Genomic DNA, 24,422 nt, shown 5'->3' with positions numbered 1-24,422 from the left:
CCGTCGCCTGATGGGCGCCTACATCCTGCGCCGCATTCTTCTCATGATCCCGACGCTGTTCGGCATCATGGCGATCTCCTTCGCGGTCATCCAGTTCGCGCCGGGCGGCCCGGTCGAGCAGGTGATCGCCCGGCTGACCAACCAGGGCGGCAACGACCGCCTCGGCAGCGGTGGTGGCGACGCGGGCGGCGGCAATCTCGACGTGGCCGGCGATGTCGGCTCGAAATATCGCGGCGCGCAGGGACTCGATCCCGAATTCATCAAGAAGCTGGAAAAGCAGTTCGGCTTCGACAAGCCGCCGCTCGAGCGTTTCGGCATGATGCTGTGGAACTATATCCGCTTCGATTTCGGCGACAGCTATTTCCGCGACATTTCGGTGCTGAACCTGATCCTGGAGAAGATGCCGGTCTCCATCTCCATCGGCCTGTGGATCACGCTTTTGTCCTACCTGATCTCGATCCCGCTCGGCATCCGCAAGGCGGTGAAGGATGGCTCGACCTTCGACGTGTGGACCAGCGGCGTCGTCATCGTCGGCTATGCCATTCCCGGCTTCCTGTTCGGCATCCTTCTGATGGTGCTGTTTGCCGGCGGTTCGTTCTGGGACTGGTTCCCACTGCGCGGCATCGTGTCCGACAATTGGGACCAGCTCTCCTGGCCCGCCAAGATCGCCGACTATTTCTGGCACATGACGCTGCCGCTGACGGCGCTGGTGCTGTCGGCCTTCGCCACGACGACGCTGCTGACCAAGAACTCCTTCCTGGAGGAGATCCGCAAGCAATATGTCGTGACGGCGCGCGCCAAGGGCCTGTCGGAACACAAGGTGCTCTATGGCCACATCTTCCGCAACGCCATGCTGATCGTTATCGCCGGCTTCCCCGGCGCCTTCATCTCGGCCTTCTTCACCGGCTCGCTGCTGATCGAGAACATCTTCTCGCTCGACGGCCTCGGCCTGCTCGGCTTCAAGTCGGTGATCGACCGCGACTATCCGGTGGTGTTCGCCACGCTCTACATCTTCTCGCTGCTTGGTCTGTTCGTCGGCCTTCTGTCCGACCTGATCTACACCTGGGTCGATCCGCGCATCGACTTCGAGCGGAGAGACATCTGATGGCCGAGGCTGCGATCGAAAGCGCGCCGCCCAGGCCTCGCAGGCCATTCCTGTCGCCGCTCAACCAGAGGCGGCTGCAGAATTTCAAGGCCAACCGGCGCGGCTACTGGTCGCTCTGGATCTTCCTGTTCCTGTTCGTGCTGTCGCTGTTTTCCGAGCTGATCGCCAATGACAAGCCGATCATCGCCTTCTACAAGGGCGAGATCCTGTTTCCGGTCCTGGTCGCGTATCCGGAAGAGAAGTTCGGTGGTTTCTACGCCGTCACCGACTATCGCGACCCGGTCATCCAGGACGAGATCAATGCCAATGGCTGGATGATCTGGCCGCCGGTCCGTTACTCCTATCAGACCGTCAACAACGCCATTCCAGAGCCGGCGCCGGCAAAACCATCCTGGTTGTACGACAAGAACAAGCGCTGCGGCCAATACCCGAAGGGAGAGGCCGACGAGAACTGCGTGGTCGGCAACTGGAACTGGCTGGGCACCGACGACCAGGCCCGCGACGTGCTGGCGCGGGTGCTCTACGGCTTCCGCATCTCGGTTCTGTTCGGGCTGATCCTGACGCTCGGATCATCGCTGATCGGCGTCGCGGCCGGCGCGGTGCAGGGCTATTTCGGCGGCTGGACCGACCTTCTCTTCCAGCGTTTCATCGAGATCTGGTCGGCGATCCCGGTGCTCTACCTGCTGCTCATCGTCTCGGCCATCCTGCCGCCCGGCTTCTTCATTCTGCTCGGCCTGATGCTGCTGTTCTCGTGGGTCGCCCTGGTCGGCGTGGTGCGGGCCGAATTCCTGCGCGCCCGCAACTTCGAATATGTCAACGCGGCGCGCGCGCTCGGCGTGCCAAACCTCACCATCATGTTCCGGCACCTGTTGCCGAACGCCATGGTGGCGACGCTGACCTTCCTGCCCTTCCTGCTCTCTGGCTCGATCTCGACGCTGACCTCGCTCGACTATCTCGGCTTCGGCCTGCCGCCCGGCTCGGCCTCGCTCGGCGAATTGCTGAAACAGGCGCAACGCAACCTCAACGCGCCCTGGCTCGGCATTTCCGGCTTCATCGTCATCTCGCTGATGCTGTCCCTGCTGGTCTTCATCGGCGAGGCGACGCGCGACGCCTTCGATCCGCGCAAGACGTTCAAATGAGCGAAGCCCTGCTGTCCGTACAAGATCTGAGCGTCGCCTTCGCGCAGGGCGGCAAGCAGTCCATCGCCGTCGACCATGTCTCGTTCGACATCGGCAAGGGCGAAACTATTGCCCTGGTCGGCGAATCCGGCTCGGGCAAATCGGTATCGGCGCTGTCGGTGCTGAAGCTTCTGCCCTATCCCGCCGCCAGCCATCCCTCGGGCAAGATCCTGTTCGGCGGCGCCGACCTGCTCGCCATGAACGAGAAGGCCTTGCGCGGCGTGCGCGGCAACAAGATCACCATGATCTTCCAGGAGCCGATGACCTCGCTCAACCCGCTGCACACGGTCGAGCAGCAGATCGTCGAGGTGCTGCAACTGCATCAAGGCCTGCGCGATGCTCCGGCCAGGGCGCGCACGCTGGAGCTGCTCAACGAGGTCGGCATCCGCGAGCCGGAAAAACGTCTCGATGCCTACCCGCACCAGCTTTCCGGCGGCCAGCGCCAGCGCGTCATGATCGCAATGGCTTTGGCCAACGAGCCGGAGCTTTTGATTGCCGACGAGCCGACGACGGCGCTCGACGTCACCGTGCAGGCGCAGATCCTCCAACTGCTCGCGGAGTTGAAAAGCCGCAAGGGCATGTCGATGCTGTTCATCACGCACGACCTCGGCATCGTCAGGAAGATCGCCGACCGTGTCTGCGTGATGACCAAGGGCAAGATCGTCGAGACCGGACCGACCAAGGAGATCTTCGCCAACCCGCAACATCCTTACACCAAGCATCTCTTGGCCGCCGAGCCGAAGGGCAAGCCGCCTGCGGCAGATCCGGGCGCCAGGGCCGTCATGACGGGCAAGGATATGAAGGTCTGGTTCCCGATCAAAAGGGGCTTCTTCCGCAAGACCGTCGACCATGTGAAGGCCGTGGACGGTATCGACGTCACGGTGCGCGCCGGCCAGACGTTGGGCGTGGTCGGCGAATCCGGCTCGGGCAAGACGACGCTCGGGCTGGCGCTCGCGCGGATGATCTCCTCTACCGGCACGATCAACTTCAACGGACGCGACATCAACCAGCTTTCCTTCGGCGCCATGCGGCCGCTCAGGCGCGAATTGCAGATCGTCTTCCAGGATCCGTTCGGATCCCTCAGCCCGCGCCTTTCGGTTTCCGAGATCATCGAGGAAGGGCTGAAGATCCACGAGCCCAAACTCTCGGCCGACCAGCGCGACGACAAGGTGGTCGCCGTGCTGAACGAGGTCGGCCTCGATCCCGAAACGCGCCATCGCTACCCGCACGAGTTCTCCGGCGGCCAGCGCCAGCGCGTGGCGATCGCGCGCGCCATGGTGCTCAATCCGCGCTTCGTCATGCTCGACGAGCCGACCTCGGCGCTCGACATGAGCGTGCAGGCGCAGGTGGTCGACCTTTTGCGCAACCTGCAGGCCAAGCACAATCTCGCCTATCTCTTCATCAGCCACGACCTCAAGGTCGTCCGCGCCCTTGCCAATGACGTCATCGTCATGCGCAATGGCAAGGTCGTCGAAGCGGGACCTTCCGAACAGATCTTCGGCAGCCCGCAGACCGACTACACGCGCGCGCTGATGGCGGCGGCCTTCAAGATCGAGACGGCGCCGACCGGCGTGGTCAGCGAATAGGCTCGGCTGGATTGACGTAACAAGGACTGAATCCGCAAATGGAAAAAGGCAAAATCCTGCTTGCCGTCACGGCGTTTCATCCGCAGCGCTGGCATCAACTGCTGGCGGCCGAGCGCGAGGTGGTGCTGGAGCCGTCCGGCGCCAACGATCCCTCGATCGCCTACGCGGTGGTGTGGAAGCACAAGCCGAACCTGCTCTCCGGGCTGCCCAACCTGCGAGCCATCTTCTCGGTCGGCGCCGGGGTCGACCATATCTTTGCCGATCCCGGCCTGCCCGACGTGCCGATCGTCAGGGTCGTCGCCGACAATCTCACCCAATACATGACCGAATATGTCGTCTGGCGGGTGCTCGATCACCATCGGCACGGCATGCTCTACCGGGCACAGCAGCCGAAGAAGATCTGGCACGAGCCGCCGCAGCGCCCGGCCGCCGACATTTCCGTCGGCATCATGGGCCTCGGCCATCTCGGCCGCGCGGCGGCATCGGTGCTTATGTCGCTCGGCTTCGCCGTGAACGGCTGGTCGCGCACAGAGCGGCCTATGAAAGGTGTTTCGACCTATGCCGGCGAAGCCGGGCTGATCCCGTTCCTCAACGCCACCGATATCCTTGTCGTACTGTTGCCGCTGACGCCGCAAACGCAGGAGATCATCAACCACGGCCTGCTGAAGGAACTGCGCCGGCGCAACGGGCTTGGCGGCGCCGTGCTGATCAATGCCGGTCGTGGACGCCTGCAGAAGGACGCCGACATCGTACGCGCGCTGGATGACGGCACGCTGAAGGAAGCAAGCCTCGATGTGTTCGAGGTCGAGCCGCTGCCCAAGACAAGCCCGCTGTGGAGCCATCCGAAGGTCTTTATCACGCCGCACGCGGCGGCGACCTCGGACCCGGCCCATCTGGTGCCAGCCATGCTGCGGCAGATGGATGCGTTCGAGCGCGGCGAAAAGCTCGAAAACCTGGTCGACCGCGAGGCCGGGTACTGATTGCCGGTCCCGTTATTTGGTCAAACCCCAGTCGTGGAAGCATTGCTTGATCGCTTTGACGGAGGTGAGTTGCAGCTTCGGCAGGTCGAGCGCATCCAGCATCGCACTGTATCGCTTGCGATTTCGCGGCGTGGTGACGGCGATATGGCGGATCATGTCCCATTTGATGCTGTCGCGGCCGCCTTCTAGCGCGCCGTGCCTGCCGGTCTCGAACAGGGATCGCCGGAAATAACGCAGCAAGCTCATGGGCGTGGAGACGTCCAGCAGGATCAAGCCGGTCGCGCGCCGGAAACGCTGCGGCATGCAAATCGAGTAGTTGCCGTCCATCACCCAGCGCTCACCGGCGATGGCCGCATCGTGCAGGGCGATGAATTCGTCCCTTGGTCGCTGCTGCCAATCCGTATTGGGCAGATTAAAGAGCTGATCGAGGTGAACAGCTTCCAGGCCGCGCTTGCGCGCGATCGCGTTGGCGAGGGTGGACTTGCCGCTGTTGGACGGTCCCAGGATGCAAATGCGGTCGCCGAGGTCTGAGAGGTTCATCGGTTGGTCTTTCAAGCGCGATCAAACGCTCGTCGATGCAGCAGAGCGCCCAAGCGGAATGCGGATATCGAACGCTCAGGAAGGCTGCGAGCCGGGCAATCCGAACGTCTCTTTCTTCTTCGGCTTGCCGCAGTCGCGGCGCTCGATCGAGCGGTTCATGGCGTCGATCTCACCGCTCGCCTTGTTGCTGACGCGCTGCGCCTTGGAGCGCATATCCGGCGTGAACGGGCCAAAGCCCATCGCCGGATTGGAGAAGCTCGGCTTGGCCGTGATCGGCAGATTGTTCTGCTGCGCCAGTTGATTGCGCTGCGCCAGCAATTGATCGCAAGGCACATCGTCATATTGCAGTGAGGATTGGACGTCCTCGTCCTGGCGCTCAGCCATCGAAGTGCCGCCGACACAGCCGGCAATCATCAGGCCGGCAATCATTAGGCAAGACGCCAACGCAGCCATGGTCCAGCGCATGGATTTCTCCTCGTGATGTCTGCCCCGCGCCACCCCGACCATGCCATTCAGGCTTTTTCGCAGCAAGGCCGGGCTCATGAGAGTGCCGGATTGCTCACCCCGGCAGATGCGGCGGGAAAGCCGGCCATAATGGCCAGGCCCTCGACGGGATCATGCCGGTCGTGCCGGATAACCACGCGTTCCAGAGACAGGACCGCAAGCCCGTTGGCCGAGAGCACGCGCCGCGCATAGGCCTCGGAATGGGCGTAACGCCGCGACGGCCGCAGGGCGAAATCATCGCCGCCGGCGAGCGTCTCGAGCGAGAAGGCGAACAGGCCATTCGGGGCAAGTATGTCCGCGACCGCGCCGACCATGCGTTCGAGGGCGCCGAGATAGATGAACACGTCGGCCGCGACCACGAGGTCGGCCCTATCGCCGGTGTGGCAGAAATGCTGTAGATCGGCCTTGGCCAGCAGGTCGTAGATGCCCTTGGCCTTCGCTTTCTTGAGCATGGCGGCCGAGATGTCGTAGCCCTCCAGCCGGTCGACGAACGGGCGCAGCCTTTCGCCCATCAGGCCGGTGCCACAGCCGAGGTCGATGGCCAGCCGGAACCGGCCGGGCCTTGCCTTGCGGATGGCCTGGCCGAGGAAGTCCGGCAGACGATAGCCGAGCTTCCCGACAAGCGACTCCTCGAAACTGTCGGCGTAGTGATCGAACAAGGTCTCGACAAAGGCGCTGGGAGGCGCCGGGGCGGCGGGCGCCTTGCCGATCAGTTGAAGCTTGAGCGCGGCGCCGAGGCGATCCGCGGGGTCCAGCTTCAGCGCCATGGCCCAGGCTTGCCCGGCCTGGTCGAGCAGGCCGGCCGCCTCCTGCATCTCGCCCAGGCGAAACCAGCCGGCGGCCCATCGCGGCGCCAGCTCCAGCGCGCCGAGCAGAAGCTCCGCCGCCTGCGCCGGCTCGCCCGAGGCGAGCAGCATTTCGGCGAAATCGGCGCGACGGTCGGCAGTCAAATCGCCCGACGAGGCCTGGAGCGGTTTCATTCCTGAAGAATCCCACCGTGATGCGGAGCTGGCGGCTGGCTCCAGAGCATGATCCCGAAAAGTGGGTGCCGGTTTTCGGGATCATGCTCCGGTCTAAGATGAGTCAGCAGTCTCTTGCAACGGGCTTCCCGCGCTGAATTTAGCCACTATGTTCAAGACCATGCGCGCCAGCGACCTGCTCAAACCCCGGCCGGAAGGCCTCTATTGCCCGCCCGGCGACTTCTTCATCGATCCGGTGCGGCCCGTCGAGCGGGCGCTGATCACGCATGGCCATTCGGACCATGCGCGCTCCGGCCACCGCTCGGTGCTCGCCACGCGTCAGACGCTCGACATCATGGGACTGCGCTATGGCGAGGATTTCGCCGGAACGACGCAGGCCGCAACGCTTGGCGAAACACTCGACATGAACGGCGTCGCCGTCACCTTCCACCCGGCCGGGCATGTGCTGGGCTCGGCGCAAATCTGCGTCGAGCACCGGGGCATGCGCATCGTCGCTTCCGGGGACTACAAGCGCCAGAAGGACGCCACCTGCCTGCCGTTCGAGCCGATCCGGTGCGATGTCTTCATCACCGAGGCGACCTTCGGCCTGCCGGTGTTCCGGCATCCGCCGGACCATGAGGAGATCGCGCGCGTGCTGAAATCGGCGGCGCAGTTTCCCGAACGCTCGCACCTGATCGGCGCCTATGCGCTCGGCAAGGCGCAGCGTGTGATGCGGCTGTTGCGCGACGCCGGCTACGACAAGCCGATCTATATCCACGGTGCGCTGGCCAGGCTCAGCGAATATTATCAGAGCCAGGGGATCGATCTCGGCCAGCTTGAGCCGGCGACGGTCGAAAGCGGCGCCAAGGCCGATTTCGCCGGCGCGATCGTCGTCAGCCCGCCCTCGGCCTTCGCCGATCGCTGGGCGCGGCGTTTTCCCGACCCGATCTCCTGCTTCGCCTCGGGCTGGATGCGCATACGCCAGCGCGCCAAGCAAGGCGGCGTCGAGCTGCCGCTGATCATTTCCGACCACGCCGACTGGGACGAGCTGATCATCACCATCAAGGAAACGGGTGCTGCGGAAATCTGGGTCACGCATGGCCGCGAAGAGGCGCTGGTGCGCTGGTGCGAGCTGGAGGGCATCGCGGCAAGGCCGTTGCATCTCGTGGGCTATGAGGACGAGGGCGATTGATGGCCGAAGTGGTATCGCCAATCGCTGCCGTCGCGCTCTACGGCGCCCCTCTCTGGCCTGCCGGCCATCTCCCCCACTTGGGGGGAGATCAGATGTCGCGCCGGGTTTCGCCAATCGCCAAAGTCGCGAGAGATGCGCCGGCGCTGAAACTGCCAATCTCCCCCCTTGTGGGGGAGATGTCCGGCAGGACAGAGGGGGGCGCGAAGGAACGCAAACTTCGCCTATTTGCGTGGCGCCCGCTCCCATGAACCGCTTCGCCGAGCTCCTCGACCGTCTCGTGCTGACGCCGTCGCGCAACGGCAAGCTGACGCTGCTCAGAGATTATTTCCACAGCGTCGAGGACCCCGATCGCGGGCTGGCGCTGGCGGCGATCACGGGCGATCTCAACATCGCGGCGGTGAAGCCGGCGATGCTGCGCGCGCTGGTGGTGGAGCGCATGGATCCTGTGCTGTTCGGCTATTCCTACGACTATGTCGGCGATCTCGCCGAGACCGTGTCGCTGGTTTGGCCGCAGCCGCAAGGACACATCCCCAATCACATGCCGACGCTTGCCGAGGTGGTCGGCAGACTGCAGGCGGCAAGCCGCTCCGACGGGCCGAAGGTGCTGGCGCGGCTGCTCGACGACGCCAGCATCTCGGCGCGCTTCGCCATCATCAAGCTGGTGACCGGGGGGTTGCGCATCGGTGTGTCGGCGCGGCTCGCCAAACAGGCGCTGGCCGATCTTGGCAAGGTCGATGTCAGCGAGATCGAGGAGCTCTGGCACGGGCTGACGCCGCCCTACGCCGAGCTGTTCGCCTGGCTGGAAGGCCGGGCGGACAAGCCGAGGAGCGCGGCGCTTGCGCTGTTCCGACCCGTGATGCTCTCCAACGCCGTCGACGACGGCGACCTCGAAAAGCTCGACCACGGCGCTTATGCGGCGGAGTGGAAGTGGGACGGCATCCGTGTGCAGGCGGTGTGCGAGGGCGGCGTGCGCCGGCTCTATTCGCGTACCGGCGACGACGTGTCCGGCGCCTTTCCAGATCTTGCCGCGGCGATGAATTTCGAAGCGGCGCTCGACGGCGAGCTTTTGGTCGGCGACCCTCGCGAGGCGACCGGAACCTTCTCCGACCTGCAGCAGCGGCTCAACCGCAAGAGCGTCTCACCAAAGATCCAGCAGCGCTATCCGGCCTTCATGCGCTGCTACGACGCGCTGCAGATCGACGGCGAGGATTTGCGCTCACTGCCTTTCGCGGAGCGCCGCAAGCGTCTCGAGGCCTTCGTCAAGACGCTCGATCCCAGCCGCTTCGATCTCTCGCCGCTGGTCGAGTTCCCCGACTGGGAGACGCTGGAACGGCTGCGCCAGACGCCGCCGCATCCGATCATCGAAGGGGTGATGCTGAAGCGCTGGGATTCGCCCTACCTTGCCGGCCGGCCGAAGGGCCCGTGGTTCAAATGGAAGCGCGATCCGCACACCATCGACGCGGTGCTGATGTATGCGCAGCGTGGCCACGGCAAGCGTTCCAGCTTCTATTCGGACTACACGTTCGGTGTGTGGTCCGGCCCCGCGGGCTCGGAAGAGCTGGTGCCGGTCGGCAAGGCCTATTTCGGCTTCACCGACGAGGAGCTGAGAGAGATCGACAAATATGTGCGCGACAACACGATCGAGCGTTTCGGCCCAGTGCGCTCGGTGCGCGCCGACCGCAGGAACGGCCTGGTGCTGGAGGTGGCATTCGAAGGACTCAACCGCTCGACCCGGCATAAATCGGGTGTCGCGATGCGCTTTCCCCGCATCTCGCGGCTGCGCTGGGACAAGCCGCCGGCGGAAGCCGACAGCATCGAGACGCTGCAGGCGTTGCTGGACTGACAGCTCGCAAGATTCGACGTCGGCGCTGTCACCCCGCCTGGCGCTTCGGGCCGACCTCCCCATCGAGAGGAGGTAGGGGTGGCGCGACTTTCTACCTCCCCTTGATGGGAGGTCGCGCCTAAGGCGCGGGTGGGGTGGTGCGCCAGCGTCGACTGCTACACAATCACTGCGCGATCGAAACACGTATCTCGTAGATATCGACCGATTTGCCCTTCTGGTCGATGTCGGAGTTGATGGCGATGGTGCCGGCGGCGCCTGGATGCTTGTCCGGGAACTGCACGTCGAACAGATATTCGTTGCGTTCGTGGCCGACGGCGTAGCGCTTGCGGCCGCAATCGCCGAGATCGCCGAAATTGCAGTCGACCGATATCTGCGTCTCCTTGCCCTCTTCCGAGCGGGCGACGACGTCGAACATGGCGTGCTTGCCGACAAGCTTCTCCAGCACGCCCTGGCCGACATCGAAGGCAATGGCCGAACCGGAAGCGCCGGAGCGGATGCGCAGGAACTGGCCGGTGTCGTCCTTCATCACGTCGGCGCCGGCGTCGGACGGCGTGCTGACATGGGTCGGATCTGCGGGCGAGAAGACGTTGATCCAGTTCTTCGACTGGTCCGCCTCGCCCGGCTTCTGAGGCGAGCCGGTGTCGCCCGGCTGCGAGGAGTCCTCGCTGTCAAGGGTCGGCGTCGGTTCCGGCGGGCCGGTGTCGAGCTCGGCCGCCGTCTTGAAGACGCCGGTCTGCTTGGCGAAGTAGAGACCGATGCCGGCAGCGGCGAGCAATGTCGCGACGACGAAGATCGCGGTCAGCGGCAGGCGCCGGCCCCTTACCCGCCGCTCGTCACGATCGGGCGTGACCTCGGCGCCGTTGCCGACGGGGGCACCCGGCGAATCGTCGAGCGACGGCGCATCGGGCAGCGCCGTCTCGTCCGGCATGATGTCGGGCACGCGCGGCAGCACGCGCGAACGCGGCTGGTCCGAGGCATCTGGCTGCACCGGCCCGTCGACGGTGATCGAGGGTGAGCGTGCCGATTGCGACGGCGGCAGCGGCGCGTCAACCGACGGCGCGGCCGAAACGGCCGGGGCCTCGACGCGGGGCGCCGGCGCGCCATTGCCGGCCGGCACGACATTTTCCGGCGGCAACGTCACATCGGGGACGGCCGGCAGGAACTCTGATTCGATCTCGGTGATCTTGGCCTGCACCGCCTTGCGGCGGCCGATTGCGGCCTCGACCGTGATGTTCGGATTGGCCTGCAGGACGCGGTCCAGCGCGGCAAAAGCCGATCGATAGACCTTCTCTCGGAACGCCCGGTCCTCGGCATTGCCTTTCTCGAAGGCATTGCGGATAGCTTTCTCGATGGGGTCCAAGCGAGCTCCCTCTGCGCGTTCGCTCACAGTTCCCTGATCGTTAGCCGCAGGCGGCCAATCGATCAACTGGCGAGCGGCTGCCTTGCCGGCGTATCCAACGCCATTTCGGCGTTTTTTGCTGGAGAATCAACATTTTTCGTCGCGAGCACTCCGGGCGATGGAGCCGTGGAGCAGCCGGCTTGGACGCCACCGCGGGCTGCGGCCGCTGCCGTTGCGCGGTAACCGTAGATGGGAATTGCCGGCAAAGAGGCCGGAATTCGCCGCTGCCCATCTTGAATTAGCGAGCAGTTGAGTCTATCACGCAGCCCATTCTGGAAGCCTGACGCTTCCCGGGCCGCTTTAGCTCAGTTGGTAGAGCACATCATTCGTAATGATGGGGTCGCGTGTTCGAGTCACGCAAGCGGCACCAAAAATTCAAGCACTTAGCCGATCGCCTCGCTCGATTTGTCCGAGTGGTGGCCGTAGTTCTCTCCCAGCATCTGCAGCGACGGCGGGCGCTGCCTTCAACTGCGCCCAAAGACGACAGAAAGCATTGCCGCTTTTTGTTCGGTGTCGTGTTTACCCCGTTCGCAAGTCTATTGGGCGACTTGGGACACGGCTGACATCAGTTCCCGCGGGCTCGGCGCCGCGAACATGTATCGCCCACCCTCCGGAACTTCCGTGAAGCTCCAGCGGACGATCCCCTGCCGGTCCAGTAGGAACTGGCCGATCAGTTGTCCGTGTCCCGTCGCCATCATCTGCTCGTCGGCTTCGGTCACTTCGTAGTGGTCCCTCTTGTCGAGGAATTCGCTGGCCGCAAAAGGATCCATGGGACCGGGCAACTCGCCTGGTATGTCGACCCGCATATCCTTTGCCGCTGCCATCGAGACCTTGTACGGCCAGTTCGTCTCGTCTTGGGTGAATTCGAGATTGGGCAGTCCAAAGGCACGATGCGAAGCGCGTTCTGGGTCGGAGGCCGCAAGCAGATTCGGCATCGGGTGGTAACGGAAATAGAGTCGCGCCCGCTCGATCGGCGTGTTGACCACCGTCAGGCTTCCCACGCCCTTTTTGCGCAGCTCCGGATCGAGCCGCGCCTGGGCGGCGATATGGCGTCGGCAGAACGCGCAATGCAGACCTCGAAACAGGCCGACCAAGACCGGTTTTTGTCCGCGAAAGTCGTCAAGCGCAATCTTGCCGTCCTGGGTGATGGCGTCGAGCACCACGTTCGGCGCACGGTCGCCCGGTTGAAGCGGTATCAAGTCAATGCGCGCTGACATTTCCAACCTCCCACCCCGGCTAGTCGAGAAAAGGCAGCACCACAAGCCCTTCCGGGTCGAGCCCGTGCTGGGCGCATATACCCTGCGCCAAGGAAAAGTAGCGTTCGGCCTCGGCCAGATTGTCGAGGTCGAGATTGAGCGTTGCGAGACCATCATAGCACGGAAACAGCAGTTGCGGTTCGCCCGTTTCGCGAGCTACGTCCAGCGCTTCGTGGAATAAGCCAATCGCGAGTTCCGGACGGCCGTTGCACTGGTGGATCTGCCCAAGCACGATCAACGGCACAGACAGGTGCTCGCGCTGGTCGAGCGCCCGGTCGATCTCGATGGCCTTCTCGGCAGCAGGCACGCCCTCCGTCGGACAGCGATCCGTGAAGGTACAACAGGCGACCGCCAGATTGGTGAGGAGGCGCGCCTGGTATCCCAAATCACCAATACGGCGCGCCACGTCAAGACCGCGCCGACAGACCTCCATCGCCTTTGCCGGGTCGATGGTCGTGTAAAGCACGCCGAGATTGGTGTAGCCGCGGCAAGCCGTACCCAGTAGACCGGCGGCTTCGGCCAATTCGATGCTACGCTCGACCTGGCCAACGGCTTCGCGGTCTCGTCCAAGGCGTGCCAACGCGACAGCCTTGGTATTGAGCGCCTCGGCAGTCACAAGAGTGGCATCACGCCCAATCTCTGAGACATGCTCGGTTGTCAGCGTGCGTACGCAATCCAGCGCCGCGTCCGCCCATTTTGCCGCGAGAGCGTTCTCTCCGCTACGGAACGCCTGTCGGCCACGTTCTTGCCAGAGATGCGCCTGCTCAATCGGGGCATCGGCGCCATCGAGCAGCGCTGCCGCTTCGGCGTAGCGCGATTGCGCGTTGTCCCGCTTGCCGACGTCCCAGAGCAGCCGACCGATCTTGCGCAAAACGCGCGCCGAACCGACGCGATCGGCCGACGCGCGATATGCCTGCAGCACCGTTTCGTAGTGTTGGTGCGCGACGTCGCGACGGCCTAACGGGCCGCTCAAGTCGGCAATGCGCTCTGCGATTGCCAGTTTGAGCGGTGTTTGCCCTGTCTCGCCCAACGCAATCAGTGCTCGCTCGTAGAAACGAAGGGCGTCGTCGTTGGCGTATATCGTGCGGGCGCGATCGCCCGCCGCCTGCAGGTAGTGCGCGCCCCTCTCCCGCTCGGCGCTCTGTGCGAAATGATGACCGAGCGCGGTCAAATCCTCGAGCCGTTCCGGCTTGTCGCCGCATAGTTTCTCCAGGGCAGCACCGACCCGCCCGTGGATGTCGGTCCGGCGTTGCAGGAGAAGGTTCTGGTAGATCACGTCCTGCAGCAATGTTTGCGTAAAGCGGTAGCTTTGCGATGAAACCGAGCCTGATCCGGCAACCTCCTCGATGATTTCCGCATCGCAAAGCAGTTCGGAGCCGGCTTCCAGGCGGCCGGGGTCGGCTGTCACGGCTTTCAGAAGTGCCGCATCGAAGCGCGGGCCGATTACCGCCGCTTCCTGCGCCAACCGGCGCACCTCCTGGGGCAGCCGGTCGACGCGGGCAAGCAACATTGCCTGGATAGTGGCGGGAATGCCGGTTGCGATTTCGCCTGCCACAGTCCGCCATCGCTGGCCCTCGCGCACCAGGACACCGCGATCGATAAGGCCCCGCACGATCTCCTCTATAAAAAGCGGATTGCCGCCCGCACGCTCGAGGATCTGGTCGACAAGGCTGCCTGTGGAGCTTACCCAGTTGTCGCCGAAAAGCGCCGCCAGCAGGCTGTGTCCCTCATCATCACTGTTGAGCGGCGATAGCCTGAGCGCTGTGTGGCTGACCCGACTTGAGTTGAGCTGGTCGCTGTCCGGCGCCGGACGATGCGTGACCAGCAACATCAACCGCGTGCGTTCCAACCTGTCCATCACGAAACGCAGTGCCTCGAGCGACGCGGCGTCAGCCCAGTGCAGGTCTTCGACGACAATCAACAGCGGCGATAAAGCAAGCCGCCGTTCGATGATTGTGCGGACCGCGTAGAGAATTTGCCGACGCAACTGCTCGGGCTCGACATGCTGCAGGGTGGCATCGGGGTCGCCAAGGCCAAGCACAATGTAAAGCAGAGGCATCAGCCGCTGCGCCTCCTCGCCCTGCAGGCCAAGATCGGCGAGCAAGCCTGCAAGCTTGCCCCGCATTTCCTGCCCATTGTCGTTTTGCATCATCCCGGCGGCGCTGCGCACCACCGCGCCCAAGGCGCCAAATGATTGTTCACCCAGCGGTGAGCACGTCGCCTGCCGCACGGCGACGTTGCGAAAACGATCCTCGTCGCCGACGCGGGCGACGAACTCCTTCACCAGCCGCGATTTCCCGATACCGGCTTCTCCGACAAGGCGGACAAGCTGGGCCGAGCCGCCGCACGCCTGGTCAAGGCTGGCCAGCATTCTATTGAGCTCCGCACCGCGGCCTATTATCGGCGCGCTCAGGCCGAGCACCTCGAGCCCACGCGCTGCACGCGGCGTCGCAAGCGGTGCATCCAGTCGATGGACGAGCACGCTGCCAGCCTTGCCGCGAAGCGCGACATCGCCCAGCGACTCATACGAGAACGCATGGCGGGTCAGCCTGTGGGTGAGCTCGCCGACCAGCACCTCACCCGGTGCGGCCAGCGATTGCAGGCGTTGCGCCGTATTCACCGTGTCGCCGGTCACCGAATAGGATTTGGCGGTGCCGATGCCCAATCCTCCAGTAACGACCGGACCAGTGTTTATGCCGATGTGGAGTAACAGAGGCGAGCCGGAGTGGGAGGTGCTTTCGCCGAGCCGCGCCGTCCGGGCGATCATGTCGAGAGCGGCGCGAAGCGCACGCTCCGGATCGTCTTCATGTGCGACCGGCGCACCGAATAAAGCGAGCAGCGCGTCGCCGATGAATTTGTCGACGAAACCACCAAAGTTTCGCACGGCCGCCGTCAATTCCTTGAACAAGTCGTTCTGCAACGCTTGCATGACCTCTGGGTCGAGCTGCTCGCTGAGCGTCGTGAAGCCGCAAAGATCCGCGAACAGGACCGTTACCGTTCGGCGATCGGCGTCAGCGACGGGGTACAGCCCATTTTCGCTATCGACGTTAGCAAGCAGCGACGGAGTTCGAGAAGGCGGCACAATGGTCCGGCTTGGTGTCGGAGCGGGACGCTCGACGGCCTTTGCGGACGCACCGACGGCTGCCCCGCATTTCGGACAGAACTCGAAATCAGGTGCGCAAAGGTAGCCGCAACCGGCGCATGGCACGGGCTGGCGCTTGCCACACTTCGGACAGAAGGCGAAACCGCGCTCAACCTCGAAACCGCAGCCCAAGCAGTCCATGGAACAAGACCTCACTTGCGGCCGTGACGGCGTGATCTCGCTACGCGCTTCACGGCCAGGGTGCTCACAAGGATGGACCGATCGCGGCCGACCAGCAAGCGGTTGCGCAATTTGTCTCGCCCCGGCGTATGATTGCGGCTCTGGGCGGTCGGCATGAGCGCTTGCCATCCAAGCCTGTCTTCAAGTTTCTATTGCCTGCCTCCAATTCACCTCGATCTTGACAGAGCGGTGCTGCCATCCGATGCCGTTATTCCCGTTTTAGACAGTGCCGACCCTCGCCGAAAAGAACGAAAGCTCGATGATTCAGGACAATGCTGCCGCCGCCTATGTTTCGCGACCCTTGTTATACGCTCGAACCAGGCGCGGGTAAGACCGCGTGGCGCATAACCCCTTGATTTCCATTGTCGTTCCCGCGCACAACGCGCAGGCAACCCTGGCACGCGCACTCGATTGCCTTCTCGATCAGGAAATAGCGGATTGGGAAGCGATCATCGTCGACGACGCCTCCACGGACCGCACCCCCACGATCATCGCCGCTTATGTAGAGCGCGATGCCCGGTTTCGGACGTTGGGGTCCTGCGCGTATAGCGCCGCAGGCGCGCGCAATAGCGGGATTTCGACAGCGCGCGGCCAGTGGCTGATGTTTCTGGATGCCGACGATTGGGTGGATGCCAGCTTCCTCGCCAAAATGCTGGCCGCACTGAAAACCGCTCCCGATGCGGTGGCCGCCTATTGCGGTTCCCGGCGCGTGATGCCCGATGGCGAATTCACCCCGTCGAGCATCTCGCCGGAGGTCGCAGTCCAGCCCTTCGAAACATTCGCCCGCCAGTGTCCCATCCGCACGCACGCGGTGCTGGTCGACCGGGAGACTATCGTCAAGTTGGGCGGTTTCGATGCGTCGCTGCGCACCTGTGAGGACTGGGATCTGTGGCAGCGCCTCGCACGTCTCGGCAAAAATTGGGTGATGGTCGACGAGCCGCTCGCTTTCTATCAGATCAGCCCCAACGCGCTCTCCCGCAATTCGACGCAGATGGTGGCAGATGCGGAAATCGTTATCGCCCGCGGCTTTTCTCCTGATCCCAGGGTCAAACACCCGGCATCGGCTCACGCCAATGGGGCGATTGAGGCCAACGGCGGCACAGCTTCCGAAGCCCTCGCATGGTTCGCGTTGTGGAACGCCGCGTCGGATTGCGGCCGCGGCTCGCGCCCGATCCACCCACAGTCCCTGCGCGCGCTCCCGGTAGCACGCAAGTGGATGCGTGAGATCGCCAAAGTGGCCCTTGATGGCCTTATGGAGGGAAGCCTGTCGGTGCCGGCGCAATTGGCAGCCAAGTGGGACAGGTTCGGCAGAGCCCTCACCGAGTTGACCATCGAACTCGGCAAGCTCTGCGGCGACCCCGGACGGGGTCGCCGCATCCAGTACCACCTTGAGCAAATGCTACTCGACGGCGACGACCTTGCCGCGCCGCGCAGACTGGGGCGGACACTCGGAATTCGCGTCGACGCTCGAAATCCGACCTCGACCGAACTTCCGGAAGGAATCGATCAGATCTATGCCTATTTGATGCTCGATGGCAGGATCGAGGCTCGCGCGCAGTTCGGCGTGCTCGGGGAAGTGACAAGACGTCATTGGATCGAATTGATCCTGAATCTCGTGCCCCCTCAGCAGCTTGCACCGCAGAAGGGCGCCGGTGCCGATGCATTTGCAGCCGAAGCATTGTCGTCCACGGCGGAAAGCCGATCCGATCGGGACAGCCATTTCGGCAAACTCGCGCGACTGACCGCGGAGGCGCAGGAACTGGTTCGGTCGAGCGCCGAACCTGCAGAGCCTCTTGCGGCGCCGCGCCGGAAACCGGCCGCGGATGACCACGACAATGATCGCACGTCATTCTGGAACCGCCATTTCGCGAATGAGGATCCCTGGAACTACGGGTCGCCCTATGAGCAGGAAAAATATCAGCGGCAGCTCGAAATTCTGCCTGCTGGTCGCATCGAACGGGCGCTTGAGCTGGCTTGCGCGGAGGGCCACTTCACGCGGCAGCTGGCGCCGCGAGTGGGCCATTTGACCGCAACTGACATCTCTGCCGTAGCCATCGGGCGGGCGCGCGCGCGATGTAGCGATCAGCCGAATGTCGAGTTCGGCGTACTGGATTTCTCTGCGGACGCGCTACCGGGCGAGATGGATCTGATCTTCTGTTCGGAAGTACTCTACTATCTGGATGATCTCGCCGAGTTGCGGCGCATCGCCAAAAAATTCGCTGAGGCGCTGGCGCCTGGCGGCAGTTTCATCAGCGCACACGCATTCGTGCTGCGTGACAATCCTGAAAGGACAGGCTTCGACTGGAACACATTCGGCGCGCAAGCGATCTCAGAGACGTTGGCAGCGGCCGAAGGCCTCGTCCTCGAGCAATCGATCGAGACCGAGCTCTATCGCATAGACCGTTTCCGCCGTCTGTCGCCAGGCGACGTGGCGACGGAACCGGTGATCGAACATGCGCCAATCCGCGCGCCCGTCGGAATAGGAGTCGCGCGAAATGTCGTCTGGGGCGGGGCGCGGGCCTTGCGCCGCGACGTCGCACGCAGCGAGCGGCGGCAGCGCATCCCTGTCCTCATGTATCACAGCGTCGCCGACGATGGTCCCGCCGCCCTCGCCCGTTTTCGGTGCACGCCCGCCGCATTCGCCAGCCAGATGGCATGGCTGCGCGCCAATGGCTTCCACGCGATTAATTCCGAACAGCTTGAACGGTTCATCGCCGACCGCCAGCCTTTCGTTGGCCGCCCGGTGCTCATCACCTTCGATGACGGCTTTCAGAACTTTGCCGACCATGCCTGGCCGATCTTGCGCGCTAACGACCTGACCGCGGAAGTGTTCCTGGTGACGGACTTCGTGGGTGAAAGCGCACTATGGGACGCAGCCAGCGGTCCGCCGACCCCACTTATGGACGCCGGGACGGTGCGACGCCTCGCGGGCGAAGGTGCGTTCTTCGGAAGCCATCTGGCGACGCATCGCGCGATCGATGGTCTGTCTACCTCCGACCTGGCCGGCGAGCTCCTGCGCTCGCGTATGTTCATAGAACGATGGACCGGTCGGCCAACCACGGCGTTCGCGGCACCCTACTCCGTCACCGACCGACGGCTTGGCCGGCTGGCCAAGGAATGCGGCTATCGGATCGGCTTCGGCGGCAGACACGGGCCGGCGGACCTCGATTGCGATCCCATCGACCTTCCGCGCATTGAGATCCGTGGGGATCGCTCGCTCGATGACTTTGTCGCCATTCTCGAGGCGGCGCTCAAGTGAACGGTAAACTTGTCAGTGCCGTCGCTTGCGGTTGCGCGGTAGGAAATTGGCCCTAAGGTTCAGGTCGCCTTGATCGCTGCCTTGCCGATCTTGCGCCATCTAGCGTTTTCGCGAACCAGCTTCAGGTCCTCGGTCGTCTCGGCAAATGTCCGCGAACGGTATTGCCTGAGCAGGTCCGGAAAGAGCGCCCCTTCCGGCAAAACGGCAAGCTGCTCGCGGACCGAAATCTTTTCATCGATGACTCGCATGCCCCAGGCATTTTCGCGCACCTGCAGCTCCGCAGCCAGATCGCGCTCTTCCGGCACGTTTTCGTCCAGCGCTGCCAGCAGGATCGAGTGGAAAAGCGCCACATAGCCAATCTGTCTCAGACCGCCCACGACCCGCACCCGCGGCAATATGGCAAGGACGAGGAACATCAGGAACAGGTTCGGCAACAGGACACCGTCAAGCAGCGCCTGCCTGAGATGCTGCCGCTCGAACGGAACGGAAAGACCATGCGGCCTGTCGGGCTCGATCAGGTGCCCGTTCTGCAGTACGAGCTTGCGCACGCGCTGCTCGCGGATGCCCCAAAAATAGTCCGTGGTGTTGGGCAGGAACCTGCCGAATGGCCCCGATGCCGCCTCTTGCAAGGCATGGTCGAGACGCCGGCGTCTTGCGGGCTGGGTGAGCAGCCTGGAAAGAAGGTTGCCGTCATCGTCCAGATGCCGGGCCATGGCAGAAGCAGCGAGCCGATCATCGATGAAGACGGGAACGGCCATGCCGGAACGATCCCAATTGGCGACCAGATCCTCGTTAAGGGTCGTCAGCGCATCGGCGGCGGTTCCAAACACCTTGTCCTGGCTGGCAAGCAGTATGCCAAGCCAGCGACTGACATCCGTTTCATTGCCCACCGCCTCGAGCGCGTGCTTGTTGAGGGAGACGGGACCGGCCACGCAGGTGCTCTTGCGGCAGAGTTTATGGCGCCCCATGCCGAACAGGTTGACCTTGTCGTCGCCGACATCGAGCCATCCCGGCCCCTCCCGGCCGACTGTCTCCATGGTCATCGTCGTTCCCGTGAAACCGACAAAGGCCGACAGCCCGTTTTCGACCGCGCCGAGCCAGGCAAGCAGGAGGGCATCGAAGGTGATCCGATCCATCAGAAGCAGGCAGTGCAGGCCGGACTGAATCACCGGTCTGTGCTCGAACTGTTCGAGGACCTTGCCGATCTCCTCAGGCGGCATGATCACACGAAGACGCTGATACAGGACTTCGCGCAGGATCGAGCGGGCGGCGATTGCCGGGCCCGATACAGGTCTTGCCACCGGCCGCCACAGATGGCGGGCGTAGTCGGAAACCGGGGCATTCCAGTTCTGCTCGATGTCGCACACGACTTCCGGGCAGAGCAGCGACAGCGCGGCCAGAATTTCCGCCGGAGGCGCGGGGGACGGATCGAACACGGCGGTCATTGATCCCGTCTAGCCGCATGTGGTGCAAACGCCAAGGGAGATCACAGCGGATCCTGAAGCATTCCAGGAAAAGCGTGTAACGGTTTTCCGTCCGGAATTGCTTAAAAACAAAGAGATAGAGCGTTTCCGCGAAACGCTGAAACGCTTTAGAACCGCAGCCGAGCCATGCTCAGCAGGTCGTGATACTGCCCGTCGGTAAAACCGGCCTTCACATGCCGACCTTCGACCTTGAAGCCGTGGCTGGTGTAGAGACGGACGGCCGGTTCGTTGTCGGCATAGACGGTCAATTCGACCCGCTTCAGGGCTCGCCAGTTGTCGGCCACGTCAAGCAGCGCGCCCAGTATGGCAGAGCCGATGCCCTTGCCGACAAAGGCATCGTCAAGGCCGATATTGATCTCGCCAATATGCGAACGGCGCGGCGAGCCCTGCACGACCAGGCTGCCATGGCCGACGACCTTGCCGTCCAGCTCCGCGACGATCCAGGTGGTTTCCTGGCCGGACTTGGCGATGCGCCGCTCCACTTGCTCCACCCTCTCGAAAGGCATCCGGAGCGTGCCCGAGCGGAAGCCCGGCATATTGAAGATGGCGCAAAGCGCCTCTGCATCGCTTGGCCGGACGGGTCGGAGCAGCGGCTGGATCTTCTCGGAGGATGGCGTGCTGGTCATGGCGTTCTCGGCTAGAGCAATTCCAGGAAAAGTGTAAGCGGTTCTCCGTCCGGAATTGCGTCAGAACAAAAAGATAGAGCAGTTCCCCATTTCCTTTGAAACGGTGAAATGCTCCAAGGCAATCGGTCCGGCACGATGCACCGGACGTCACTCGAAAATCCAGTCGTCTCCGTAATCTATGATGCCGGTTGCGAGCTGAAATATCGGGAGGCGGCGTGGAGCTTGAAGACACCACTGATGCCGATCCAGCCGAAAAGGGCGAGCCAGCATAATGTCTTTGTCGCCGTCCAGTCGATCCGGTGCACCGCAGCGTCGGTGATGACCAGGCCAAGGATGGCAAGCAGGCCAACCAGAAACTGCGCCAGGCCGAGCACCAGCAGTTCCTCGCGCGGCGCGTTTTTCCAGAGGAGATATGCACCGCCGGCGCCGGCGAGGAAGATGGCGCTGTAGACCTGGGCGTGGAAGGGATCGACCGGCCATGGCCAGCTGCTGCTGACCACCCGGGGAACCAGCAACATGCCGATGCCGTATAGCCCAAGGATCGCCGTTTCCGCTGACATGTAGCCGCGCCATGCGGGGGTCAAGGTCACGCCTTTTGCCGAAGGACGCGCCCTGGCCCGCCACAGGAACAGCCCGGATACCGCGGCCGAGGCAAGATAGACCAGGAACCAGAGCCAGGCCGCTTTTCGTTCGAAGTTGAAATAGCCGAGATTAATGAACGAAGCCGCCGACACGATGACGGTGAAGATGAAGGCCATGACGAGCACCAGCCTGCCGGGCGACCAGCGATTCCAGAACAAGAGCGCCGCCATCACCGCCATTTCGGCGGTGTAGAAGCCGCCGAGGAAACGGGCGCTGAACGGCGTGACGGGCCAGGGCCAGCGCGGCTTGACCAGCGCGGGCGCGAAAAACAGGCCAGCGCCCACGATCAGGACGACGATGACAGCCGCGGAGAAAAGGCGCAGGGCCGCGGGAAATGGCGGGTTGTCGGATGTCGGCATGGGAGAGAGTCCCCGAGATGGATGCCCGTCGACCATCATAGTGCTGCTTGCGGCCGGTGAAAATCTGCCGAATGGAATTGAACCGTCATCAGGCTTGTCTATTCGAATGGCCGCACGGTCCGTTTCGCAGTAAAATGTAGCGCTCAGACCAAAGGGCGGTCCGGTCAACATGACTCGGGGCGCATTTTCCGGAGCCTGCACAATGAACGAAGCTCAGGATCTGTTCTTGCTTCTGCGGCAATCGGCCGATGTCGATCCACTGGCAATCGATGCGATCAAGCGAACCATCGCGGAAGGCGAGGACCGCGAACTTTGCCGCATCAATGCGCTGGCCTTCGCCGGCAAGCATGGCCTCGACGAGGAGCGCGCCATCGGCGCGTTTCTCCATGCCGCGCGTGTAGGCATCTTCGACATTTCCTGGAATGTTCTGTGCCCCGGCTGTGGCGGCGTGCTCGACACCAACGCCACGCTGAAAACGGTGCAGAAAGACGAATACACCTGCACGCTGTGCGCCGAAGGTTACTCGCCGACCCTCGACGAGATGGTCGAGGTGACATTCACCATCAGTCCACGGATACGCAGGATTGCCGCCCACAATCCGCACGAGCTGCCGTTGGTGGAGTATTTCCGGCAGATCTACTGGGCGTCCGGCGTCGATCTGCCGGACGTAGACTTCGCGAAAACGATGGAAGAGATCTCGCTGGAGGACATCGAGCTGGCGCCCGGCGAAAAAGCGGTTCTGCCCGTACAGCTTCCATCCGAATTCGTCATCGTCTTCGAGCCGGTCACCCATTCGGTGCAGTTCATCGACGTGAAGGGCGAACCGACGAAGGAGCGCCGAAGCCTCTCTCTGGTCTTCGACCGCGACCATGTCCAGAGCCAGACGCTGGAGATGCAACCCGGCCCATTGCGCATTTCGCTGGAAAACAGGACAGACACCCGGGTGCTGCCGACAGTCTTCATCGCCGGCCATGGCTTGCATGATTTGCTGCGCAAACGCCGGCCCTTCCTGACCGCCAAGCGCCTGCTCACCAACCAGACGTTTCGCGATCTCTATCGCACGGATACGCTCGACATCAACCAGCGCCTGAAGATCACCAGCCTGACATTTCTGTTCACCGACCTGCGCGGATCGACCGCGCTCTATGAGCGGGTGGGCGACCTTTCGGCTTTCGATCTCGTGCGCGCGCATTTCCAGGTTCTGAACGAGATCGTGGCGGCGGAGGCAGGCGCGGTGGTGAAGACGATCGGCGATGCAGTGATGGCGACCTTCGCGACGCCTGACCGGGCGATTGCCGCGGCCCTCAGGATTCGCGAAGCCATGAGTGCGCTCAACGAAAAGAGCGGGCGCGAGGATCTGCTGCTCAAGATCGGGGTCCATGCGGGCCCCTGCATTGCCGTGTCCATGAACGAGCGACAGGATTATTTCGGCCAGACGGTCAACATTGCTTCACGGGTCCAGAACCTTGCCAACGCACAGGCGATCTTCGCCACTCGCGCGGTGGTCGACGACAATCTGACCGCCGATCTGTTGCGCAGGAAAGCTCTGAAGCCGGAGCCCCACGAGGTCTCGCTGCGCGGCATTGAGCGAGAAATAGCAGTGTATACGATCCCCTGAAGACTTGGGTCGTCTCAGCCCGTCAAACGCGCCGGCAGATAAAATAACGATCGGCGGGCACTGAACACGGCAACGTGAGGGGTTGCAACAGCGGGTGATCGAGCGGCGTGCCGCTGACTGCGATGCCGCCGACGCGAAGCAGGCGCGCGGTCAGATCGGGAAGCCAGGTAGCGGTCACGGCGTCGCGATCTTCATAGCCGGTGCCGATGTCGGCATGAACAAGAGCGGCCTCGATGCCAATGAACCTGATCGCCGTCTCGCGTATTTCGCCGAGCACGAGGTTTTCAGCTTCGGGAATGGAGCTGGCGTGTGCGGCAAGTGCGCGGTCGAACGCTACGATCCGGCGTCCGGGAAGTCGCTCGCGCAGATGATGAAACGTCCGGCCATTGCCGAGGCCGAGTTCGAGGATGGGGCCTTCGATCTTCGCCACCTCCGCGCAGACTTGATCGAGAATGTCGCGCTGCGCAGTCAGCCTGCGGATGAAACTCTCGAGGCGACTCATAAGCGTTTGTGTGTCCTGAACCAGCTCAAGAGACTGGCAATGCCCGCGACTAGGGTGAAACGCAAGAG

At 63.4% G+C, this 24,422-nt stretch carries 18 protein-coding genes and 1 tRNA gene; 9 read left to right on the top strand and 10 right to left on the bottom strand.

All coding sequences use genetic code 11. The features are described from left to right. Window positions 1-10 precede the first annotated feature (10 nt). From E5X34_RS00750 to E5X34_RS00735, 4 genes are read left to right on the top strand one after another with little or no spacing between them, the layout of a single operon-like run. On the top strand, window positions 11-1,105 hold the full coding sequence (locus E5X34_RS00750; protein WP_292559757.1) for a microcin C ABC transporter permease YejB: 1,095 nt from the start codon (window positions 11-13) through the stop codon (window positions 1,103-1,105). After that, window positions 1,105-2,244 carry an ABC transporter permease gene (locus tag E5X34_RS00745; RefSeq protein ID WP_292559754.1) on the top strand — a complete coding sequence of 380 codons (1,140 nt, stop codon included), beginning with the start codon at window positions 1,105-1,107 and terminating at the stop codon, window positions 2,242-2,244. Before E5X34_RS00750 ends, E5X34_RS00745 begins: the two co-directional genes overlap by 1 nt. Continuing rightward, window positions 2,241-3,869 carry an ABC transporter ATP-binding protein gene (locus tag E5X34_RS00740; protein ID WP_292559752.1) on the top strand — a complete coding sequence of 543 codons (1,629 nt, stop codon included), beginning with the start codon at window positions 2,241-2,243 and terminating at the stop codon, window positions 3,867-3,869. Before E5X34_RS00745 ends, E5X34_RS00740 begins: the two co-directional genes overlap by 4 nt. A gap of 38 nt (window positions 3,870-3,907) precedes the next feature. Then, window positions 3,908-4,849 (top strand): glyoxylate/hydroxypyruvate reductase A, encoded by a 942-nt coding sequence (locus tag E5X34_RS00735; protein ID WP_292559749.1) that lies wholly within the window; start codon window positions 3,908-3,910, stop codon window positions 4,847-4,849. Window positions 4,850-4,861: 12 nt separating this feature from the next. Here the strand turns inward: E5X34_RS00735 and E5X34_RS00730 are convergent, their stop codons facing one another. The 3 genes from E5X34_RS00730 to E5X34_RS00720 all read right to left on the bottom strand — a co-directional run bounded on the left by E5X34_RS00730 (window position 4,862) and on the right by E5X34_RS00720 (window position 6,873). Further along, entirely contained in the window at window positions 4,862-5,389 is a 528-nt protein-coding gene (locus E5X34_RS00730; protein WP_292559746.1) for an AAA family ATPase, read from the bottom strand. Window positions 5,390-5,464: 75 nt separating this feature from the next. Beyond that, the gene (locus E5X34_RS00725) at window positions 5,465-5,854 is read right to left on the bottom strand and encodes a hypothetical protein (RefSeq protein WP_292559744.1); all 390 of its coding nucleotides are present in this window, start codon (window positions 5,852-5,854) and stop codon (window positions 5,465-5,467) included. A 74-nt stretch (window positions 5,855-5,928) separates the two neighbouring features. Next, entirely contained in the window at window positions 5,929-6,873 is a 945-nt protein-coding gene (locus tag E5X34_RS00720) for a methyltransferase domain-containing protein (protein ID WP_292559741.1), read from the bottom strand. 160 nt (window positions 6,874-7,033) lie between these two features. Between E5X34_RS00720 and E5X34_RS00715 the strand changes: the two genes are divergently transcribed. Beyond that, window positions 7,034-8,044 carry a ligase-associated DNA damage response exonuclease gene (locus E5X34_RS00715; RefSeq protein ID WP_292560734.1) on the top strand — a complete coding sequence of 337 codons (1,011 nt, stop codon included), beginning with the start codon at window positions 7,034-7,036 and terminating at the stop codon, window positions 8,042-8,044. A 244-nt stretch (window positions 8,045-8,288) separates the two neighbouring features. After that, a complete protein-coding gene (locus tag E5X34_RS00710) occupies window positions 8,289-9,887 on the top strand; it encodes a cisplatin damage response ATP-dependent DNA ligase (RefSeq protein ID WP_292559738.1) in 1,599 nt (532 codons plus the stop codon). 163 nt (window positions 9,888-10,050) lie between these two features. On the opposite strand, the gene E5X34_RS00705 is transcribed toward E5X34_RS00710, so the two are convergent. Then, on the bottom strand, window positions 10,051-11,247 hold the full coding sequence (locus E5X34_RS00705; RefSeq protein ID WP_292559736.1) for a hypothetical protein: 1,197 nt from the start codon (window positions 11,245-11,247) through the stop codon (window positions 10,051-10,053). A gap of 333 nt (window positions 11,248-11,580) precedes the next feature. On the opposite strand from E5X34_RS00705, the gene E5X34_RS00700 reads away from it, so the two are divergent. Then, window positions 11,581-11,656, top strand: a tRNA-Thr gene (locus E5X34_RS00700). Between the two features lie 166 nt (window positions 11,657-11,822). Here E5X34_RS00700 and E5X34_RS00695 read toward each other — a convergent pair. Together E5X34_RS00695 and E5X34_RS00690 are read right to left on the bottom strand one after the other, a co-directional pair. Next, the gene (locus E5X34_RS00695) at window positions 11,823-12,503 is read right to left on the bottom strand and encodes a redoxin domain-containing protein (RefSeq protein ID WP_292559734.1); all 681 of its coding nucleotides are present in this window, start codon (window positions 12,501-12,503) and stop codon (window positions 11,823-11,825) included. Window positions 12,504-12,522: 19 nt separating this feature from the next. Next, window positions 12,523-15,825: an adenylate/guanylate cyclase domain-containing protein gene (locus E5X34_RS00690; RefSeq protein WP_292559731.1), complete on the bottom strand. Its 3,303-nt coding sequence runs from the start codon at window positions 15,823-15,825 to the stop codon at window positions 12,523-12,525. Window positions 15,826-16,216: 391 nt separating this feature from the next. On the opposite strand from E5X34_RS00690, the gene E5X34_RS00685 reads away from it, so the two are divergent. Further along, window positions 16,217-19,123 (top strand): trifunctional glycosyltransferase/class I SAM-dependent methyltransferase/polysaccharide deacetylase, encoded by a 2,907-nt coding sequence (locus E5X34_RS00685; RefSeq protein ID WP_292559728.1) that lies wholly within the window; start codon window positions 16,217-16,219, stop codon window positions 19,121-19,123. A 59-nt stretch (window positions 19,124-19,182) separates the two neighbouring features. Here the strand turns inward: E5X34_RS00685 and E5X34_RS00680 are convergent, their stop codons facing one another. The 3 genes from E5X34_RS00680 to E5X34_RS00670 all read right to left on the bottom strand — a co-directional run bounded on the left by E5X34_RS00680 (window position 19,183) and on the right by E5X34_RS00670 (window position 22,405). Further along, window positions 19,183-20,568: a hypothetical protein gene (locus tag E5X34_RS00680; RefSeq protein ID WP_292559725.1), complete on the bottom strand. Its 1,386-nt coding sequence runs from the start codon at window positions 20,566-20,568 to the stop codon at window positions 19,183-19,185. A 146-nt stretch (window positions 20,569-20,714) separates the two neighbouring features. Continuing rightward, on the bottom strand, window positions 20,715-21,233 hold the full coding sequence (locus E5X34_RS00675) for a GNAT family N-acetyltransferase (RefSeq protein WP_292559723.1): 519 nt from the start codon (window positions 21,231-21,233) through the stop codon (window positions 20,715-20,717). 176 nt (window positions 21,234-21,409) lie between these two features. Continuing rightward, complete coding sequence (locus tag E5X34_RS00670) at window positions 21,410-22,405, bottom strand: hypothetical protein (protein ID WP_292559720.1); 996 nt, start codon at window positions 22,403-22,405, stop codon at window positions 21,410-21,412. A gap of 31 nt (window positions 22,406-22,436) precedes the next feature. Between E5X34_RS00670 and E5X34_RS00665 the strand changes: the two genes are divergently transcribed. Continuing rightward, on the top strand, window positions 22,437-23,852 hold the full coding sequence (locus E5X34_RS00665) for an adenylate/guanylate cyclase domain-containing protein (RefSeq protein WP_292559716.1): 1,416 nt from the start codon (window positions 22,437-22,439) through the stop codon (window positions 23,850-23,852). 22 nt (window positions 23,853-23,874) lie between these two features. On the opposite strand, the gene E5X34_RS00660 is transcribed toward E5X34_RS00665, so the two are convergent. After that, a complete protein-coding gene (locus E5X34_RS00660; RefSeq protein WP_292559713.1) occupies window positions 23,875-24,354 on the bottom strand; it encodes a class I SAM-dependent methyltransferase in 480 nt (159 codons plus the stop codon). Between the last annotated feature and the right edge of the window lie 68 nt (window positions 24,355-24,422).

It is taken from the genome of Mesorhizobium sp. (assembly GCF_004963255.1).
Classification (GTDB): domain Bacteria; phylum Pseudomonadota; class Alphaproteobacteria; order Rhizobiales; family Rhizobiaceae; genus Mesorhizobium.
Note: the sequence above shows the minus strand (reverse complement) of the source record. Positions and strands in the feature narration are given on the sequence as shown.

What these genes read in the sequence shown, in the direction of transcription:
- E5X34_RS00660 (WP_292559713.1), bottom strand. Translation starts at nt 24,354, where the DNA reads ATGAGTCGCCTCGAGAGTTTCATCCGCAGGCTGACTGCGCAGCGCGAC.
- E5X34_RS00735 (WP_292559749.1), top strand. Translation starts at nt 3,908, where the DNA reads ATGGAAAAAGGCAAAATCCTGCTTGCCGTCACGGCGTTTCATCCGCAG.
- E5X34_RS00720 (WP_292559741.1), bottom strand. Translation starts at nt 6,873, where the DNA reads ATGAAACCGCTCCAGGCCTCGTCGGGCGATTTGACTGCCGACCGTCGC.
- E5X34_RS00740 (WP_292559752.1), top strand. Translation starts at nt 2,241, where the DNA reads ATGAGCGAAGCCCTGCTGTCCGTACAAGATCTGAGCGTCGCCTTCGCG.
- E5X34_RS00695 (WP_292559734.1), bottom strand. Translation starts at nt 12,503, where the DNA reads ATGTCAGCGCGCATTGACTTGATACCGCTTCAACCGGGCGACCGTGCG.
- E5X34_RS00710 (WP_292559738.1), top strand. Translation starts at nt 8,289, where the DNA reads ATGAACCGCTTCGCCGAGCTCCTCGACCGTCTCGTGCTGACGCCGTCG.
- E5X34_RS00715 (WP_292560734.1), top strand. Translation starts at nt 7,034, where the DNA reads ATGCGCGCCAGCGACCTGCTCAAACCCCGGCCGGAAGGCCTCTATTGC.
- E5X34_RS00725 (WP_292559744.1), bottom strand. Translation starts at nt 5,854, where the DNA reads ATGCGCTGGACCATGGCTGCGTTGGCGTCTTGCCTAATGATTGCCGGC.
- E5X34_RS00690 (WP_292559731.1), bottom strand. Translation starts at nt 15,825, where the DNA reads ATGGACTGCTTGGGCTGCGGTTTCGAGGTTGAGCGCGGTTTCGCCTTC.
- E5X34_RS00670 (WP_292559720.1), bottom strand. Translation starts at nt 22,405, where the DNA reads ATGTTGACCGGACCGCCCTTTGGTCTGAGCGCTACATTTTACTGCGAA.
- E5X34_RS00675 (WP_292559723.1), bottom strand. Translation starts at nt 21,233, where the DNA reads ATGACCAGCACGCCATCCTCCGAGAAGATCCAGCCGCTGCTCCGACCC.
- E5X34_RS00680 (WP_292559725.1), bottom strand. Translation starts at nt 20,568, where the DNA reads ATGACCGCCGTGTTCGATCCGTCCCCCGCGCCTCCGGCGGAAATTCTG.
- E5X34_RS00745 (WP_292559754.1), top strand. Translation starts at nt 1,105, where the DNA reads ATGGCCGAGGCTGCGATCGAAAGCGCGCCGCCCAGGCCTCGCAGGCCA.
- E5X34_RS00730 (WP_292559746.1), bottom strand. Translation starts at nt 5,389, where the DNA reads ATGAACCTCTCAGACCTCGGCGACCGCATTTGCATCCTGGGACCGTCC.
- E5X34_RS00750 (WP_292559757.1), top strand. Translation starts at nt 11, where the DNA reads ATGGGCGCCTACATCCTGCGCCGCATTCTTCTCATGATCCCGACGCTG.
- E5X34_RS00665 (WP_292559716.1), top strand. Translation starts at nt 22,437, where the DNA reads ATGAACGAAGCTCAGGATCTGTTCTTGCTTCTGCGGCAATCGGCCGAT.